13 protein-coding genes are annotated in these 14,730 nt (G+C 64.2%); 6 read left to right on the top strand and 7 right to left on the bottom strand.

Going from position 1 to position 14,730, the window contains the following annotated elements; genetic code table 11:
- Nucleotides 1–52: 52 nt before the first annotated feature.
- The gene (locus RBA40_RS12305; RefSeq protein ID WP_306648146.1) at nucleotides 53–1,570 is read left to right on the top strand and encodes an FAD-dependent monooxygenase; all 1,518 of its coding nucleotides are present in this window, start codon (nucleotides 53–55) and stop codon (nucleotides 1,568–1,570) included.
- A 271-nt stretch (nucleotides 1,571–1,841) separates the two neighbouring features.
- Here the strand turns inward: RBA40_RS12305 and RBA40_RS12300 are convergent, their stop codons facing one another.
- The 4 genes from RBA40_RS12300 to RBA40_RS12290 form a co-directional block, all read right to left on the bottom strand.
- Nucleotides 1,842–2,339 (bottom strand): protein-tyrosine phosphatase family protein, encoded by a 498-nt coding sequence (locus tag RBA40_RS12300; protein ID WP_306648145.1) that lies wholly within the window; start codon nucleotides 2,337–2,339, stop codon nucleotides 1,842–1,844.
- Between the two features lie 81 nt (nucleotides 2,340–2,420).
- The gene (locus RBA40_RS33560; RefSeq protein ID WP_374710483.1) at nucleotides 2,421–2,849 is read right to left on the bottom strand and encodes a transposase; all 429 of its coding nucleotides are present in this window, start codon (nucleotides 2,847–2,849) and stop codon (nucleotides 2,421–2,423) included.
- A gap of 28 nt (nucleotides 2,850–2,877) precedes the next feature.
- The gene (locus RBA40_RS12295) at nucleotides 2,878–3,387 is read right to left on the bottom strand and encodes a GNAT family N-acetyltransferase (RefSeq protein WP_306648143.1); all 510 of its coding nucleotides are present in this window, start codon (nucleotides 3,385–3,387) and stop codon (nucleotides 2,878–2,880) included.
- A gap of 148 nt (nucleotides 3,388–3,535) precedes the next feature.
- A complete protein-coding gene (locus RBA40_RS12290) occupies nucleotides 3,536–3,943 on the bottom strand; it encodes a hypothetical protein (RefSeq protein WP_306648142.1) in 408 nt (135 codons plus the stop codon).
- A 135-nt stretch (nucleotides 3,944–4,078) separates the two neighbouring features.
- Between RBA40_RS12290 and RBA40_RS12285 the strand changes: the two genes are divergently transcribed.
- Nucleotides 4,079–4,888 carry a porin gene (locus tag RBA40_RS12285; protein ID WP_306648141.1) on the top strand — a complete coding sequence of 270 codons (810 nt, stop codon included), beginning with the start codon at nucleotides 4,079–4,081 and terminating at the stop codon, nucleotides 4,886–4,888.
- Nucleotides 4,889–4,943: 55 nt separating this feature from the next.
- On the opposite strand, the gene RBA40_RS12280 is transcribed toward RBA40_RS12285, so the two are convergent.
- Nucleotides 4,944–7,793 carry a bifunctional diguanylate cyclase/phosphodiesterase gene (locus RBA40_RS12280; RefSeq protein WP_306648140.1) on the bottom strand — a complete coding sequence of 950 codons (2,850 nt, stop codon included), beginning with the start codon at nucleotides 7,791–7,793 and terminating at the stop codon, nucleotides 4,944–4,946.
- Between the two features lie 207 nt (nucleotides 7,794–8,000).
- On the opposite strand from RBA40_RS12280, the gene RBA40_RS12275 reads away from it, so the two are divergent.
- From RBA40_RS12275 to RBA40_RS12260, 4 genes are all read left to right on the top strand, one after another.
- Nucleotides 8,001–8,735, top strand: a complete 735-nt coding sequence (locus RBA40_RS12275) for a Crp/Fnr family transcriptional regulator (RefSeq protein WP_099881090.1) — start codon at nucleotides 8,001–8,003, stop codon at nucleotides 8,733–8,735.
- Nucleotides 8,732–11,038 (top strand): PAS domain-containing hybrid sensor histidine kinase/response regulator, encoded by a 2,307-nt coding sequence (locus RBA40_RS12270; protein WP_306648139.1) that lies wholly within the window; start codon nucleotides 8,732–8,734, stop codon nucleotides 11,036–11,038. Before RBA40_RS12275 ends, RBA40_RS12270 begins: the two co-directional genes overlap by 4 nt.
- 9 nt (nucleotides 11,039–11,047) lie before the next feature.
- Nucleotides 11,048–11,878: a response regulator gene (locus RBA40_RS12265; protein WP_306648138.1), complete on the top strand. Its 831-nt coding sequence runs from the start codon at nucleotides 11,048–11,050 to the stop codon at nucleotides 11,876–11,878.
- A gap of 278 nt (nucleotides 11,879–12,156) precedes the next feature.
- Nucleotides 12,157–12,594 carry a hypothetical protein gene (locus RBA40_RS12260; protein WP_306648137.1) on the top strand — a complete coding sequence of 146 codons (438 nt, stop codon included), beginning with the start codon at nucleotides 12,157–12,159 and terminating at the stop codon, nucleotides 12,592–12,594.
- Here the strand turns inward: RBA40_RS12260 and RBA40_RS12255 are convergent.
- Both RBA40_RS12255 and RBA40_RS12250 read right to left on the bottom strand, forming a co-directional pair.
- Nucleotides 12,529–13,572 (bottom strand): SDR family oxidoreductase, encoded by a 1,044-nt coding sequence (locus RBA40_RS12255; protein ID WP_306648136.1) that lies wholly within the window; start codon nucleotides 13,570–13,572, stop codon nucleotides 12,529–12,531. The genes RBA40_RS12260 and RBA40_RS12255 overlap by 66 nt on opposite strands.
- A gap of 144 nt (nucleotides 13,573–13,716) precedes the next feature.
- Entirely contained in the window at nucleotides 13,717–14,601 is an 885-nt protein-coding gene (locus tag RBA40_RS12250) for a dienelactone hydrolase family protein (protein WP_306648134.1), read from the bottom strand.
- Nucleotides 14,602–14,730: the final 129 nt, after the last annotated feature.

Genomic DNA, 14,730 nt, shown 5'->3' with positions numbered 1-14,730 from the left:
GTCTAACGGTGTTAGGTTTATCTTTGACCTTTCCCTAACGATGTTAGCTTATATGACGATGACAAGCAATGCAGAGGTAATCGTGGTCGGCGCCGGGCCGGTCGGGCTGTTGCTGGCCTGCGAACTGGCCGTGGCGGGCGTGCGGGTGACAGTGCTGGAGCGGCGCGCCGGGACGGTGCCGCAATCGCGCGCCCTGACCATGCACGGGCGCACGCTGGAAATGCTGGCGCTGCGCGGCGTGGCCGGGCGTTTCATGGCGCGCGGCATGCCCATTTCCAGCGGCCACTTCGCCGGCCTGCCGACCCGGCTCGATTTCAGCGCCTGCGACAGCACCTATCCCTTCACGTTATTTATTCCCCAGAGCGTGACGGAACAGTTGCTCGAAGCCTGGGCCGGCGAACTGGGCGTCGACGTGCGGCGCGGGGCCGCGGTGGAGGTAACCGGGCAGGGTGAGGAGGGCGTGTGGGTCGGCGGCACGCAGGCGGGAATGCCGTTTCGGCTCGATGCGCGCTTTCTGGTCGGTGCGGACGGGGCGCGCAGCCTGGTGCGGCGGCAGGCCGGCATCGCTTTCGATGGCTTGGGGGCCACCAAAACGGCCATGCTGGGCGACGTACGCCTGCCTACGCCACCACCGGGCCGGGCCATCAGCGTGGGCAATTCGGCGGGCGGGTTGATGGTGGTGCCGCTCGGTGGCGAGCTGTACCGCGTGATCGTGGTCGATGCGCAGGAGATCGGCGTGCCGCTGGAGGTTCCGGTCACCTTGGAAGGATTGTCGGAGGCGACGCGGCGCGTGGCGGGGGAGGATTTCGGCATGCATTCGCCCGAATGGCTGTCGCGTTTTTCGAACCAAACCTGCCTGGCGCAGTCTTATCGTAAAGGGAGGATTTTTTTGGCGGGCGACGCGGCCCATATCCATTTACCGGCGGGCGGGCAGGGGATGAATGTGGGTATGCAGGACGCCATGAATTTGGGCTGGAAGCTCGCTGGCGTGCTGCGCGGCAGGGCGGATCCGTCGCTGCTCGACAGTTATGAGGGCGAACGCCATCCGGTGGGGGCGGCGCTGTACCGCAACACACTGGCCCAGAGCGCGCTGATGATGGATTCCTTCGGCCCGGCGGGGCAGGCGCTGCGCGCCACGCTCAGCGACCTGATGAAGGGACCGGAACTCAATGCGACGCTGGCGCATGACTTGTCGGGTTTCGGCATCCGTTATCCGGCTGCGCTGCTTTCCGGGGCGCCGAAGGGCGATGCGTGCGCGCGCTGGACCGGGCGCAGGTTGCCGGATTGGCCTTTGCAGCATGCCGATGGCGCGGCATCGTCGCTGTACGAGCATCTGGCGAGCGGGCGCTGGCTGGTGCTGCAGGTGGACGGGGACGTGCAGGGCCATGATCAGCCTGCCCTGGACGGCGCGTGGGTGAATACGGTGACGGCACTGGTGCCGGGGAGGGAGGCGGAACTGGACGGCGTGGCGGCGCTCGTGGTGCGGCCGGATGGTTATGTCGACCATGCCGTTGCATTACGTTCCTCTGTAATGAGTGGCAATCCATGCTCCGCGCAAGCGGTGACGTAGCCTGTCGCCTGGCACCCGCACGTCCGTTGTTGGCTTCTTGGGCTTTCGCGTCGACTCGGGTCCGGCGGCGTCCGCCATGGCGCGGGAGCAAGGAAGTTAGCACCCGTAGCCCAATATTCGTCGTTCCCGCGCCGGCGGGAACCCAAGTTCCGCGCACCACGCAAGGCTGCGACCCGAATTCCGTCCCCCGCTCCTCAGCCAGGCGCATCCCCGGCCATGGCGCGACGCTCCCACAGGAACCCACGGTCGGCTTGCCAGGACGGTGAACCAGTCAGGCCATGCGCAAACGCTTCTGATGTGTCACTACCCAGGCATACTGTTCCGGCGTATCCGGCACCTGAACGCCGCGCGACGCCGACACCTGCCTGAACGCGTCCTCTGGCGTCCAGCCGTGCCGTACGAGCACGGCCGCAGCCATCAATCCGGTGCGCCCGATGCCGGCCCGGCAATGAATGACGATATGTTCGCCATCCTCAATGCGGCGGCCGAGCGCCTGTACCAGTGCAAAAACCCCCGGCGAGGCGGGCAAGCCGCGGTCGGCAATCGGGAAATGCGTGAAGGTGATGCCATTCGACGCGCACAGTGCCGGCGCGTCGACCAGACCGAGTTCGTGGATTTCGTGCCGCTCCAGCAGGGAAACCATGCCGGTAATGCCATACCTGGCGATGCCGGAAAATTCGTCGTCAATCCATTCGCCAGCCACCGGTTTTGCCATCACTGCCAAGCACCCGCGCCCAATGCCCGCGACCTTGTAAATCTCTGGACCCATACCATCCTTTATTTTTTATCGCGTTGACTTGGAACGCCTAACAAAACCTCTCGACATACCGCCCACAGATGAGTGAACAAGCTAACGAAAGAAAGGCTTGGTGAATATCTGCCCGCCGTTCGTGACGAACACGCGGTCTACGAAAGCGATGAAGCCAACCAAGGTCCGCTCAACAACCCAACGCCAGCGGCCCAGCCCTTCCCGTGACTCGACGCCGTAGCGTGCAAGACGTGCGGCGATACCTCGTCGGCGCAGCCAGGCACGGTGCGCTCGCGAGCAATAAGCACGGTCGACGTGTAACTTCCCTGGGCGTTTGCGAGCGAACCCTGAAAGCACTTTGGCAGCCGGAATTGCTTCAACGTGCGGTATGAGCATCCGTGAATCGTGTACCTGCGCACCCGGGATCCGGGCCACCAATGGCAAACCGCGCTGGTCGACCAGCACGTGATGCTTGCAGCCGAGTTTGCCACGATCGGTTGGATTGCGACCAGCATGCCCAGAAGCGGTCACTGCCCCTCGAGCTTTCCATCGACCCTGCTTATACCTCCATGCGGACTTCAAAATTTTCCGGGACGAGGGCGACAGTAGAACCACCCATGCTGGCGAACTCGTTCAGCGGGTGCGTCATTGTAAAAAAAGCCTCATCCGCAGCTTCGACAACCCACCCCTCTCGCTCATAGAACCGTTTCGCGGCGCTATTGACACGAAACACGCGCAAGTGCAGTGGACGACCTGACCGATGAGTACATCGCAGGATTTCCTGTAACAACGAAGCCCCTATCCCCATTGATCTGACAGTTGGCGTCAGAACGAGCATGCGCAGATAGACGCCAGTGTCATCGATGTCGAGTTGGATAAAACCGCAAAGTTTCGTATCAAGCTCTACGATATAGGTTGCTGAAGCAACATATGCTTTGCTGAAGTAGTCTCGCTGCCAGACTGGATCCCATCCCCAGAGGGATTCGATGTAAGCTCTCAGCGCGCTTTCGTACAGCGTCCAGATGGTGTCCTTTTCCGTTGTGCAGGCAAGTCGCGTATCGATTTTCATGGAGTAAGCTTGGTTTTTTTTCTAACGGCCGCTCTTGGGCCGATAGCGGCCGGGCGCAATGGCTCAGTGTACGATGTTGTTGCCATCTTGACAAAGTAAGGAATTTTGTCAGGCCTTCTTAGACCTGCGGCAACGTTGCCGGAAGTGCCTATTCGCCATCGTCTTCCTCTGGCGCGGCGACCGCCCTGACTTTGGCCGCCCCCGGCGAACGCAGCGGGCGGCGCCGGCGGGCCGACCTGGCCGCCCGCACACCCTCCAGCCAGTCGCGCCCGGCGCCGGCCAGCGCGGCGTCGATCACCTCTTGCGGCAGGCAATACACCGAGGCCCAGCCAGCCCGGCCATCGGCCGTGTTGGTCGGAAAGTCCCGGCGCTCGATCGGCCAGCCGTACTTGCGGATCAGCGCGCGGATCACCGTGCTCAAGCTTTGCTTTCTTTGGTCGAAAATACTTTCAATGCCGGTCATGTCGTCCGATGCCAGCAAGACCGCCAGCACATCGGCGCGCAAGGTGCCTGGCATCTTGGGATAACGGAAGGTTTTGCTGCTGCTGTTACTCACTGTGGACATCCTGTCAGGCCGGTGGTCAATACGATATCGACGATGATAGCCTGCTATGTGGGGTAACGGACAGAACAAAAATTCGGGTTGGAGGATAACGTAACTAGCGTAGAATTAATTGTACGGAGTACCGCCATGAAAACATCTTCTTTTGCCATTGTTGCCTTGTGCGCCTGCGCCGCGGGTGCGAATGCTCAAACACAAACTTCCGTGTACCGGGCCGCCCTCACGCCGTCCGATGCCAAACAGGGGCTGGCGCTGGTCGATGTCAGCGATCTGTTCGACTCGGGCACGCCCGAGACCGCCACCAAGGTATTCGGCTATCCCGGCAAGCGCATGGGCTTGCAGGACATGACCGAACCACGCCGCTTTGCCCTCAGCAACTTTGAACGCGACCGCCAGAACAGCCGCGCCTGGGGCTTGTCGGTCGGTGTCTCAGGCGGACCGGTCACCCTGCGCCTGGCACACCAGAACAAGAGCGTTGCCAAGGTCGCACCGGCAACCTCGCTCGGTGCCCGCATGGATGCCAAGAATTCCATCGCCGCCGCCAATGTCGACCTGGGCAATATGAAGGCGTACGCCGCTTACAGCGCCAACCGCGGCTGGGGTGCTTCCCCGTTGTGGAATCCGGATAATCCCTACGGCGCGGCCATGGCCAGTACGCCATCGACCGACAGCCGCGACGTACTGGTCGGCATTGCCGTGCCGATGCGCGCCACGACCTACCTGGTGTCGTTCGTGCGCAAGAACGACCGCGACCGCGCCAACCGCGATGTGGACATGCTGGCCTTCGGCGCCACGTATCAAATTTCGCGCCGCACCGATTTCTATACCGCGTATTCGCTGGTAAAACACCGTACCGGACCGGGCTACATGGCCATGACGGCGCCGGACGGCGGCAAAGGCTGGTCGGCCCTCAACATCGGCATGCGCCACTCGTTTTAAGCTCTGATACGCCGGATTGCACGCGCTCGGCCGCCGCGCCCATCCCGCAGACGCGTCAGTTCGTGGTGCATGGCGCGTGCCCCATCAGGTGTTCAAATTCCAGGGCGCCCACCGGGCGGCTGAAGAAATAGCCTTGCACTTCATCGCAGCCATGCTCGCGCAGGAAGGCCAGCTGTTCGGCCGTTTCCACCCGTTCGGCAATGACTTTCATGCGCAGGCTGTGCGCCAGTGAAATGATCGACACCACGATCGCCGCTCCGTCCGCCTCCAGCGCAATGTCGCGCACGAACGACTGGTCGATCTTGAGCACGTCGATGGGAAAACGGCTCAGATACGACAGACTGGAATAGCCGGTGCCGAAATCGTCGATGGCGAGGTGCACACCGAGCTGCTTGAGCATGCGCAAGATCGTGATGGCGTTGTCGACATCGCTCATGACCATGCTCTCGGTCAGCTCCAGCTCCAGGTAGCGCGCCTCCAGGCCGCTTTGTTCCAGGGCATCGCCAACCGATTGCAGCAGATCCTTGCCGGTGAACTGGCGCGCCGACAGGTTCACTGCCATGCGCAGCTTGCCCATCCCGGCCGTTTGCCACGCCATGTTCTGCAGGCAAGCGGTACGGATCACCCACGCCCCGATCGGGATGATCAGGCCCATCTCTTCGGCCAGGGTAATGAAGCGCAGCGGCGAAACCAGGCCCAGCACTGGATGCTCCCAGCGCAGCAGCGCTTCCACGCCGACCACGGCGCCGCTCTGCACGTCGATCTGCGGCTGGTAATGCAGCACCAGTTCATTGCGTTCGAGCGCGTGGCGCAGATCGGCCTCGATCCGCAGCCGCTCCAGGGTGCGCGCATTCATTTCCGGGCAATAAAACTGGTAACTGTTGCGCCCCAGCTCCTTGGCCCGGTACATGGCAATGTCGGCATGCTTGGTCAGGGTGTCGGCGTTGTCGCCGTCGGCCGGGTACACCGCCACGCCCAGGCTGCAGGTGACGAAAAACTCGTGTGCCTGGATGCGCAGCGGTTCGGCCACCGCGTCCATGATGCGCTGGAGCACGCGCAGGCCGTCGCCGTCGCCCGGATGCCCGGGCAAGACCAGCACGAATTCGTCGCCGCCCATGCGCGACACCGTGTCGTCTTCGCGCACCGCGTCCTTGATGCGCTCGCCCAGCACGCGCAGCATGGCGTCGCCGGCTTCATGGCCGAGCGTGTCGTTGACGAACTTGAAGCGGTCGAGGTCGGCGAACACCACCCACAGTTCGGTGCCCGCGCGGTGCGCCTGCGCAATCGCACTGGAGAGCCGCTCGGCCAGCAAATGGCGGTTGGCCAGCCCGGTGAGGGCGTCATGGTTGGCCTGGTATTCCAGCTCGGCCTCGAAGCGCATCACGGCGCTGATGTCGTACTGGGCCACCACGAAATGGCTGATCGCGCCGGCGTCGTCGCGCACGGGAGCGATGAACAGGTCGTTCCAGTAGCCGCTGCCATCCTTGCGGTAACTGCGCACCACCGCATGGCCTTCGCGCTGTTCGCGTAGGGCCGCGCTGATTTCATCGATGCTTCGCTGGTCGTGTCCTTCGCCCTGCAAGGATTTGAGGCTCTTGCCGATGACCTCGGTCGCGCTGAATCCGGTGAGCGCTTCAAAGGCGGGATTGACGTACTCGACGGCATAATCGGGCGCATCGGCGTTGCAGATGATGACGGCGTTGGCCGACACCTCAATGACTTTCTCGCGCAGGCGCAGCGCTTTTTCGGTGCGCTTGCGCAGGGCCAGGTCTTCGGTCAGGCGCAGGTTGGCGAACTGCAGCGCCGCGGTGCGTTCGCCGGCGGCGCGCGCGAACGTCGAGTGGCGCGCGACCAGACTGTAGACATAGCCGGCCGCCAACAGGCTCGACAGCACGCCGCCGAGCAGCGCATACGAGGAGCCGGCCGGGGTCTCGATAAAGGAGCGCGGTTCCTGGGTCACCTCGATGAACCAGGGTTCGCCCGCGACCTGGAATACGGTATTGACGGGGGCCGGATGGTCGTACAGCAGCCAGGTGGGCAGCAGGGAGCGCACGCCCCCGGACCGGTGCGGCGCCTTGCCGTCGGAAAAAGCCAGCCGCGCCGCTTGCGCCGAGCCCGATGCGTAGATATTGATCGACATGCCGGGCTGGTCGAGCAGCCTGGCGTTGCCGAGCAGGGTATGGATCAGGTGGTCGACGCGGAATACGGCGGCCGTTTCGCCGATCACAGCGCGCTCGCGGTGGCGGATGGTGTCTAACGGAGCCTGGCGCTGGTACACCGGCGCGAGCACCAGGAAGCCCGTACGAAATCCGCGTTGCTGCACCAGCGAGAGCAGGCCGGTGGCAGTGACGCGGCCGTTGCGGCGCGAGCGCGAGCGGGCGTCGCCATAGGTGGTCAGGGCTGCGGTGTCGAGCCCGAGCGCGGTGTCATTGCCGGCCGCCGGTTCAATATACTCGACCACGTTGTAGTAGGCCCGTTGCCGTGCCGGACCGTGGCGTTCGTCGATGAATTCGGTGATGGTAAAGCCCGGCACGCGCCGGCGCTGCTGCGCTTCGTACGCCGGGCGCTCGGCATCGCTGACCAGGCGCTGGAAACTGAGCGCTTGCAGTTCAGGATAGCGTGCCAGCAAGGGTGCGACAAAGCTGCGGAATTGCTCGCGGCTCACCACGCCAAAGGTATTGAACAGCTGGTTGATGACCATCAACTGCTCGATCGCGTCCGACAGCCCGCCCGAGACGGCATTGATGCGCAGTGTCGCCGCCTGCTTGAACTGCACGGTGCGCGCCTGGGTTTCCACCCGCCGTACCGCCGTGAACAGCAGCGCAGTCAAGGCCAGCCCGACCAGCAGCGCCAGGATGGCCGACACCGAGATCGAAATGCGCACCCGGCGCAATAAATTTCCCATCAGCGAACCTCCTGCGTGCACGCGTCCGGGTGATCGACGATCACATCTGGCCGTAGCTTTACGATACTCCAAAGTGCGTCGATTGTATGTACGCTTCCGTACGGACAAGTAGGTTCCGTATGTCATACATTGCACCATGGAATGTGCGCGTGATATTCTGTCGGATTAACTCAACGCACCTTTCACTGGAAGAATAGGCTGTCTCCAATGTCCAGTAAGCACGACCCTAACCAGAACCATTTGTTGGCAGCGCTTCTCGACGCCGAATTCGATCGTCTTGCCCCGCACCTCGAACTGATTCCCCTGCTGCTTGGCGACGTGTTGTCGGAATCGGGCGACAAGTTGCATCATTTGTACTTCCCCACGACCGCGATCGTGTCGCTCCACTACCTTCTGGAAAATGGAGGCTCGTCCGAAATTGCCGGGGTCGGCAATGAAGGCGTGCTCGGCGTGTCGGTATTCATGGGCGGCGACAGCACGCCCAGCCGCGCCGTGGTGCAGACGCGCGGTCATGCCTACCGCTTGCCGGCCGCGATCCTGATGGAAGAATTCAACCGCGGCGGCCATGTGATGCGCCTGCTGCTGCGCTACACCCAGGCCCTGCTGACGCAAATGTCGCAAACGGCGGTGTGCAACCGGCACCATTCGGTGGAGCAGCAACTGTGCCGCTGGCTGCTGCTGACCCTGGACCGCTTGCCGTCCAACGAACTGACCATGACGCAGGAACTGATCGCCAACATGCTCGGCGTGCGGCGCGAAGGGGTCACCGAGGCGGCCGGGCGCCTGCAGGGCTACGGCTACATCAGCTACCGGCGCGGACACATCACCGTGCTGGACCGGGCTGGGCTGGAGGACGACGTGTGCGAATGCTACGCCGTCGTCAAGAAGGAATTCGGACGCCTGCTGTCGGACGTGCGTCACCGCCAGGGAAATATCGGATGAGCAACGGTTTCTTGCACAACACCTCGGTCGAGCGCCTGATGGTGATCGGCTTCGGCGCCACCTTGACGGTGCTGCTGCTGGTCGGCGGCATCGCGCTCAATTATGCGGTGGACTCGGCCGGCGCGGTCAACCTGATCAAGGCCAGCATCATCCTGCTGCTCATTTTCCTGGCGCTGCTGTTCGTGCGCGTGCAGCGCGCCATCAGCCAGCGTACCGAGGCCGACCGGGCGCTGCACGCGGTGCCGCTGCTCAAGTCCGGCGCGCTGCAGGATGCGATTTTCAACAGCGCCAATTTCTCCAGCATCGCCACCGATGCCCAGGGTGTGATCCAGATCTTCAATGTCGGCGCCGCGCGCATGCTGGGCTACGTCGCCGGCGAAGTGATCGATAAGATGACCCCGGCCGATATTTCCGACCGCCAGGAACTGGAAGCCCGCGCTGTCGAACTGAGCCACGAGATGGGCGAGCCGATCGCCCCCGGCTTCGAATCGATGGTATTCAAGGCCTTGCGCGGCATCGAGGATATTTACGAACTGACCTATATCCGCAAGGACGGCACCCGCTTTCCGGCCCTGGTGTCGGTCACCGCGCTGCGCGACGCGCCCGGCCGGGTGATCGGCTACCTGCTGATCGGCAGCGACAATACCGCCCGCAAGCAGGTCGAGGCCGAACAGGCCCTGCTCGACCAGCGCTTGCGCGACCAGCAGTTCTACACGCGTTCGCTGATCGAATCGAATACCGACGCCCTGATCGCCACCGACCCGCGCGGCATCATCAGCGACGTCAACCAGCAGATGGAAGCGCTGACCGGCTGCACCCGCGACGAGCTGATCGGCGCGCCGTTCAAAAACTATTTTTCCGAGCCGGAACGGGCGCACGAAGCGGTCACGCGCGTGCTGCGCGAAGGCAAGGTGACCAATTACGAACTGACCGCGCTGGCGCGCGACGGCACCCGGACGGTGGTGTCGTACAGCGCCAGCACCTTCTACGACCGCGACCGCAAGCTGCAGGGCGTGTTCGCCGCCGCGCGCGACGTGACCGAGCGCAAGCAGTTCGAATCCGCGCTGCAGGAAACCAATGTCGAGCTCGAAAGCGCGCGCGCCACGGCCGACAAGGCCAATCGCGCCAAGTCCGAATTCCTGTCCTCGATGAGCCACGAACTGCGCACCCCGCTCAACGCGGTGCTCGGCTTTGCCCAGCTGATGGCATCCGACGTGCCGCCGCCGGCCCCGCATCAGCAGCGCTCGATCGACCAGATCCTCAAGGGCGGCTGGTATCTGCTGCGCCTGATCAACGAAATCCTCGACCTGGCCATGGTCGAATCGGGCAAGGTGACGATGTCGCAGGAATCGATGTCGCTGGGCGACGTGCTGCTCGACTGCCAGGGCATGATCGGCCCGCAGGCCGCCACCCGCAAGCTGGGCCTGCATTTCCCGATTGTCGACAAGCAGCTGTACATCCATGCCGACCGTACCCGCGTGAAACAGGTGATGATCAACCTGCTGTCGAACGCGATCAAGTACAACCGCGAAGGCGGCTCGGTGAGCGTGACCTGCGAACTGGTGGCCGACGGCCGCGTGCGCGTGAGCGTGGAAGATACCGGCGCGGGCCTGGCGCCGGCGCAGCTAGCGCAGCTGTTCCAGCCGTTCAACCGCCTGGGCCAGGAAAACAGTCCCGAAGAAGGCACCGGCATCGGGCTGGTGGTCACCAAGCGCCTGGTCGAACTGATGGATGGCCGCATCGGCGTCGAGAGCACGGTCGGGTCCGGCACTGTGTTCTGGGTCGAATTCGCCGGTGCCGCCGAGCCCGCGCTGGCGATGGACCACGATGACGACCTCGAGCGCGACCGCCGCCAGGCCGCCGCGCGCAGGGTCGGCCGCCAGCCGACCCTGCTGTACGTGGAAGACAACCCGGCCAACCTGGCGCTGGTGGAGCAATTGATGGAGCGCCGCGGCGACCTGCAACTGCTCACCGCCGTCGATGGCTACCACGGCGTCGAAATGGCGCGCGCCTGCAAGCCCGACGTGATCCTGATGGACATCAACCTGCCCGGCATGAGTGGCTACGGCGCGCTCAAGATCCTGCGCGAAGACAGCAGCACCGCGCATATTCCGGTAGTGGCGCTGTCGGCCAACGCCATGCCGCGCGACATTGAAAAGGGCTTGGAGGCGGGATTTTTCCGCTACCTCACCAAGCCGATCCGCGTGCGCGAATTCATGGATGCGCTCGACCTCGCCATCCAGCACGCGGCCGAACACGGCCTGGCCGAAACTGTCGACTCCGGCACCAATGCACCACTTTGAAAGAACGACATGCTTGACCCTTCTGAAATCCTGAGCGGCAACATCCTGATCGTCGATGATCAGGAAGCGAACGTGATGCTGCTTGAACAAATGTTGCGTAACGCGGGTTACGTCAACATTTCCACGACTCAGGATCCGCGCACCGTGTGCGCCGCGCACGCCGAACACAGCTACGACCTGATTCTGCTCGACCTGCAGATGCCGGACATGGACGGGTTCGAGGTGATCGAAGGACTCAAGCTGATCGAGCGGGGCGGCTACCTGCCGGTGCTGGTCATTACCGCCCAGCCCGGACACAAGCTGCGCGCGCTCAAGGCCGGCGCCAAGGATTTCGTCAGCAAGCCATTCGATCTGGTCGAGGTGCAGACGCGCATTCACAACATGCTCGAAGTGCGCCTGCTGTACCGCCGCCTGGCCGATTACAACCGCCAGCTCGAACAGACGGTGCTCGAACGCACCGCCGAGCTGCGCGCCAGCGAAGCGCGTTTCCAGCGCTTTACCGAGCTCTCGTCGGACTGGTACTGGGAGCAGGATGCGCAGGGCCAGCTGACCCGGTTTTCCGGTCCCGTCAGCGAAATGCTGGGCATCGGCGCCGACAGCGACAGCGACGGCGGCTGGAACCCGGACGAGCGCGCCGAGCTGCAAGACAATATCGCCAGCCGCACGCCCTTCCTCGATTTCATCTTCACGCGCAAGCGCGCCGACGGCACGGTGCAATACCTGCAGGTGAGCGGCGAGCCGATGTTCGATTCGTCGAGCCGCTTCACGGGGTACCGCGGGATCGGAATGGATATCACCGAGCGCATGAACTGGCGGCCGCCGGCAACGACGCCGGGCTGACGCGACCGGCTCCGATGGCGCCGCATGGCGGAGTTGTCAGCCTTTCCGGGGCTACAACCTGTCGATGCCGCATGGCGGAGCAGTAAGACGATCCTCGCGGCCACTACCTGTAGAGTCGTCGCCCCCGCGCCAAGGCGGCTCCCGGCGGGGGGCCAAGTTCGCTCCGCATCCTCGGACGCAATTTGTCAACCTTGTCGGTGCGACACTTCTGCGTGCGACATGATCCCGCGATTTTGGTTACGCTGTCATCACACCATCCAATCATTTCCGGAGGCACCATGACAGGCACCAGCACGCTCGACCCCGATAACTTCCCTGAAACCCCGGACCGCAAGCTCGGCTCCGGCCACGGCACCGGCGCACTCGGCCCCAGCGATTCCTCCGACAGCGGCAGTGACCTGGTCGGCGCATCGGGCTTCGGTCGTGACGGCGTGCTGGACCTCGGCAGCGGCACCACCTCCGACCTTGAAACGGGCACGGCCGGCGGCGCCGGTCCCGATATCGGCGACCCTGACCTCGACAGCGATACCGACGCCAGCGGCACCGGCGAACGCGCCGCGGCCGGGCGCGATACGACCGTGCGCGATGGCGCCGACATCGACGTCGACCATATCGAATCGATTCCCTCGGTGCCGCTCGACGAGGACGACCTAGAATTCATGGCCAGTGCGCCGCCGGGACAGGCGCCAGGCGGCAAAAAGGGCGCCAACCCCTAACAGGGCGCTCAGCAAGGGCCGGGTGCGCATCGACAGCGCCGTGTAGGTGCTCGATTCGGCCACCTGCGCCACCATGCCCATGCCCTGGCGCTCGCGCATGGCGTTGGCCGGATCGGGCGCGTGCAGGGCGTCGCGCCGGGTCTGCGTGGCCGGCATGGCGGACGGCTCGCGCATCTGCTTGCGAAACAGGGCATACCGCATATAGCGGTCCATCAGCGACGGCAGGTGAAAGCCGCCAAGCGACATCAGCCTGGACGCGGCGCCCACGTACACGTCGCGGCGCGGATGGCGCGCCGCATACAGGATCGCTTGCGCCACCAGCTCGGGCGCGTAGATGGGCGGAGGCAGGGCCGGTTCCTTCTCCATATAGTTTTTCGCGTGCACCGTGAACAGGGTGTCGACCGCAGCCGGCTTGATCAGGGTGACCGACACCGGCGCGCCATCGTGCGCCAGCTCGACCCGCAGCGCATCGGTGAAGCCCTTGACCGCGTGCTTCGAGGACGAATACATCCCCTGCAGCGGTACCGCCACATCCGACACTTCGCTTCCCAGGTTGATCAGGGCGCCGCCGCGCGCCTTCATGTGCTTGAGCGCTTCCAGCGAGCCGTGCACCACGCCCCAGAAATTGGTCTGGAACAGGCGCTGGTGGTCTTGCAGCGTGACATCTTCCAGCTTGCCGAAAATCGCCACGCCGGCATTGTTGATCCAGGTATCGATACGGCCGAAGCGCTCGATCGCGGCGCGGCCGATGCGCGCCACGTCGTGCGGCACGCCCACGTCGGCCGTGACGGCGACGACCTGGGCGCCATGCAGGCGCAGCTCGCCGGCCAGCTGTTCGAGGGCATCGCGCCCGCGCGCGGCCAGCACCAGGCTGGCGCCCTCGTCGGCGGCCATGCGCGCGGTGGTCAGGCCGATGCCGCTGGTGGCGCCGGTGATCACCATCACCTGGTCCTTGAGGGGTTTGAGTCGGGGTTTCATCAGGCATCCTTTCGTGAATAAGCTCACAAAGGACAGACAGCGCGGGAGGGTGTTTGGTTCGCGGCGCTGGCGCTGGCGCTGGTGCTGGTGTTCCGGTGCGGGGGAGTCATCCCCGCCTGTGCGCTGGCGGGGATGGCGCGCGGGTCAGCCCAGGTGTTTCTTGAAGAAATCCATGGTGCGCTGCCAGGCCAGCTTGGCGGCCGCTTCATCGTAGCGCGGGGTGGTGTCGTTGTTGAAACCGTGCTCGACGCCGGGATAGATGTAGTGCTGGTAATCGACCTTGTTGGCCTTGAGCGCCGCTTCGTACGCGGGCCAGCCGGCCAGGATGCGTGCATCCTTTTCGGCGTCGTGGATCAGCAGCGGCGTTTTGATCTTGGGCACGTCGGCGGCGGGCGTCTGGGCGCCGTAGAACGGTACCGAGGCGGCCAGGTGCTTGACCACGGTCGGCAGGTAGTTGGCGATGCCGCCGCCGTAGCAGAAGCCGACCACGCCGACCTTGCCGGTGCCGTTGGGCATGGCCTTGAGGATGGCGGCGGCTTCGACGAAATCGGCGCGTGTCTTGGTCTGGTCGAGTTTGCCGAACAGTTCGCGCGCCTTGTCTTCGTCGCCGGGGTAGCCGCCCAGCGGGAACAGGGCGTCGGGGGCGAAGGCGATGTAGTTCTCGAGCGCGACGCGGCGCGCGATGTCTTCGATGTGCGGATTGAGGCCGCGGTTTTCATGCACGACCAGCACGGTCGGCAGCTTGCCTTTGGCGTTTGCCGGCTGCACCAGGTAGCCGCGCAATGCGCCGTAGCCCTGGGGCGAGGGGTACTCGACGTAGGTAGCCTTGATGCGCGGGTCGGTGGGCGGCACGACCTGGGCCGCGAAACTGGGGGAGAGCGCAGCGAGCATGCTGGCGGCCGTGGCGCCGCCGACCGCGTAGCGGCCTGCCTGCGACAGAAAGCCGCGGCGGCCGAGCTGGCCGTGTACGTACTGGTCGAATAACTTCAGCACTTCGGGATCGAAATCTTTAGCGGTCATGCGTGTCATCGTTGACGTCTCCTCGTAGTTGCGGTGTGGCCGGGAATGGTTCCGTGGCGATCCGATCATACCCCGGTTAAGGGCAGGATGCAGGGCGGGAGCAGCGTGATGAAACAGGCGTGGAGGAGGGGCGTGACG

The organism is Massilia pseudoviolaceinigra, from assembly GCF_030846505.1.
Classification (GTDB): domain Bacteria; phylum Pseudomonadota; class Gammaproteobacteria; order Burkholderiales; family Burkholderiaceae_D; genus Telluria_A; species Telluria_A violaceinigra.
This window is presented reverse-complemented; position numbering and strand designations above follow the sequence as displayed.

Bases quoted from the DNA above. Each gene is read 5' to 3' on its own strand.
- RBA40_RS12285 (WP_306648141.1), top strand. From the start codon at position 4,079: ATGAAAACATCTTCTTTTGCCATTGTTGCCTTGTGCGCCTGCGCCGCG.
- RBA40_RS12270 (WP_306648139.1), top strand. From the start codon at position 8,732: ATGAGCAACGGTTTCTTGCACAACACCTCGGTCGAGCGCCTGATGGTG.
- RBA40_RS12275 (WP_099881090.1), top strand. From the start codon at position 8,001: ATGTCCAGTAAGCACGACCCTAACCAGAACCATTTGTTGGCAGCGCTT.
- RBA40_RS12295 (WP_306648143.1), bottom strand. From the start codon at position 3,387: ATGAAAATCGATACGCGACTTGCCTGCACAACGGAAAAGGACACCATC.
- RBA40_RS12255 (WP_306648136.1), bottom strand. From the start codon at position 13,572: ATGAAACCCCGACTCAAACCCCTCAAGGACCAGGTGATGGTGATCACC.
- RBA40_RS12265 (WP_306648138.1), top strand. From the start codon at position 11,048: ATGCTTGACCCTTCTGAAATCCTGAGCGGCAACATCCTGATCGTCGAT.
- RBA40_RS12300 (WP_306648145.1), bottom strand. From the start codon at position 2,339: ATGGGTCCAGAGATTTACAAGGTCGCGGGCATTGGGCGCGGGTGCTTG.
- RBA40_RS12250 (WP_306648134.1), bottom strand. From the start codon at position 14,601: ATGACACGCATGACCGCTAAAGATTTCGATCCCGAAGTGCTGAAGTTA.
- RBA40_RS12280 (WP_306648140.1), bottom strand. From the start codon at position 7,793: ATGGGAAATTTATTGCGCCGGGTGCGCATTTCGATCTCGGTGTCGGCC.
- RBA40_RS12305 (WP_306648146.1), top strand. From the start codon at position 53: ATGACGATGACAAGCAATGCAGAGGTAATCGTGGTCGGCGCCGGGCCG.
- RBA40_RS12260 (WP_306648137.1), top strand. From the start codon at position 12,157: ATGACAGGCACCAGCACGCTCGACCCCGATAACTTCCCTGAAACCCCG.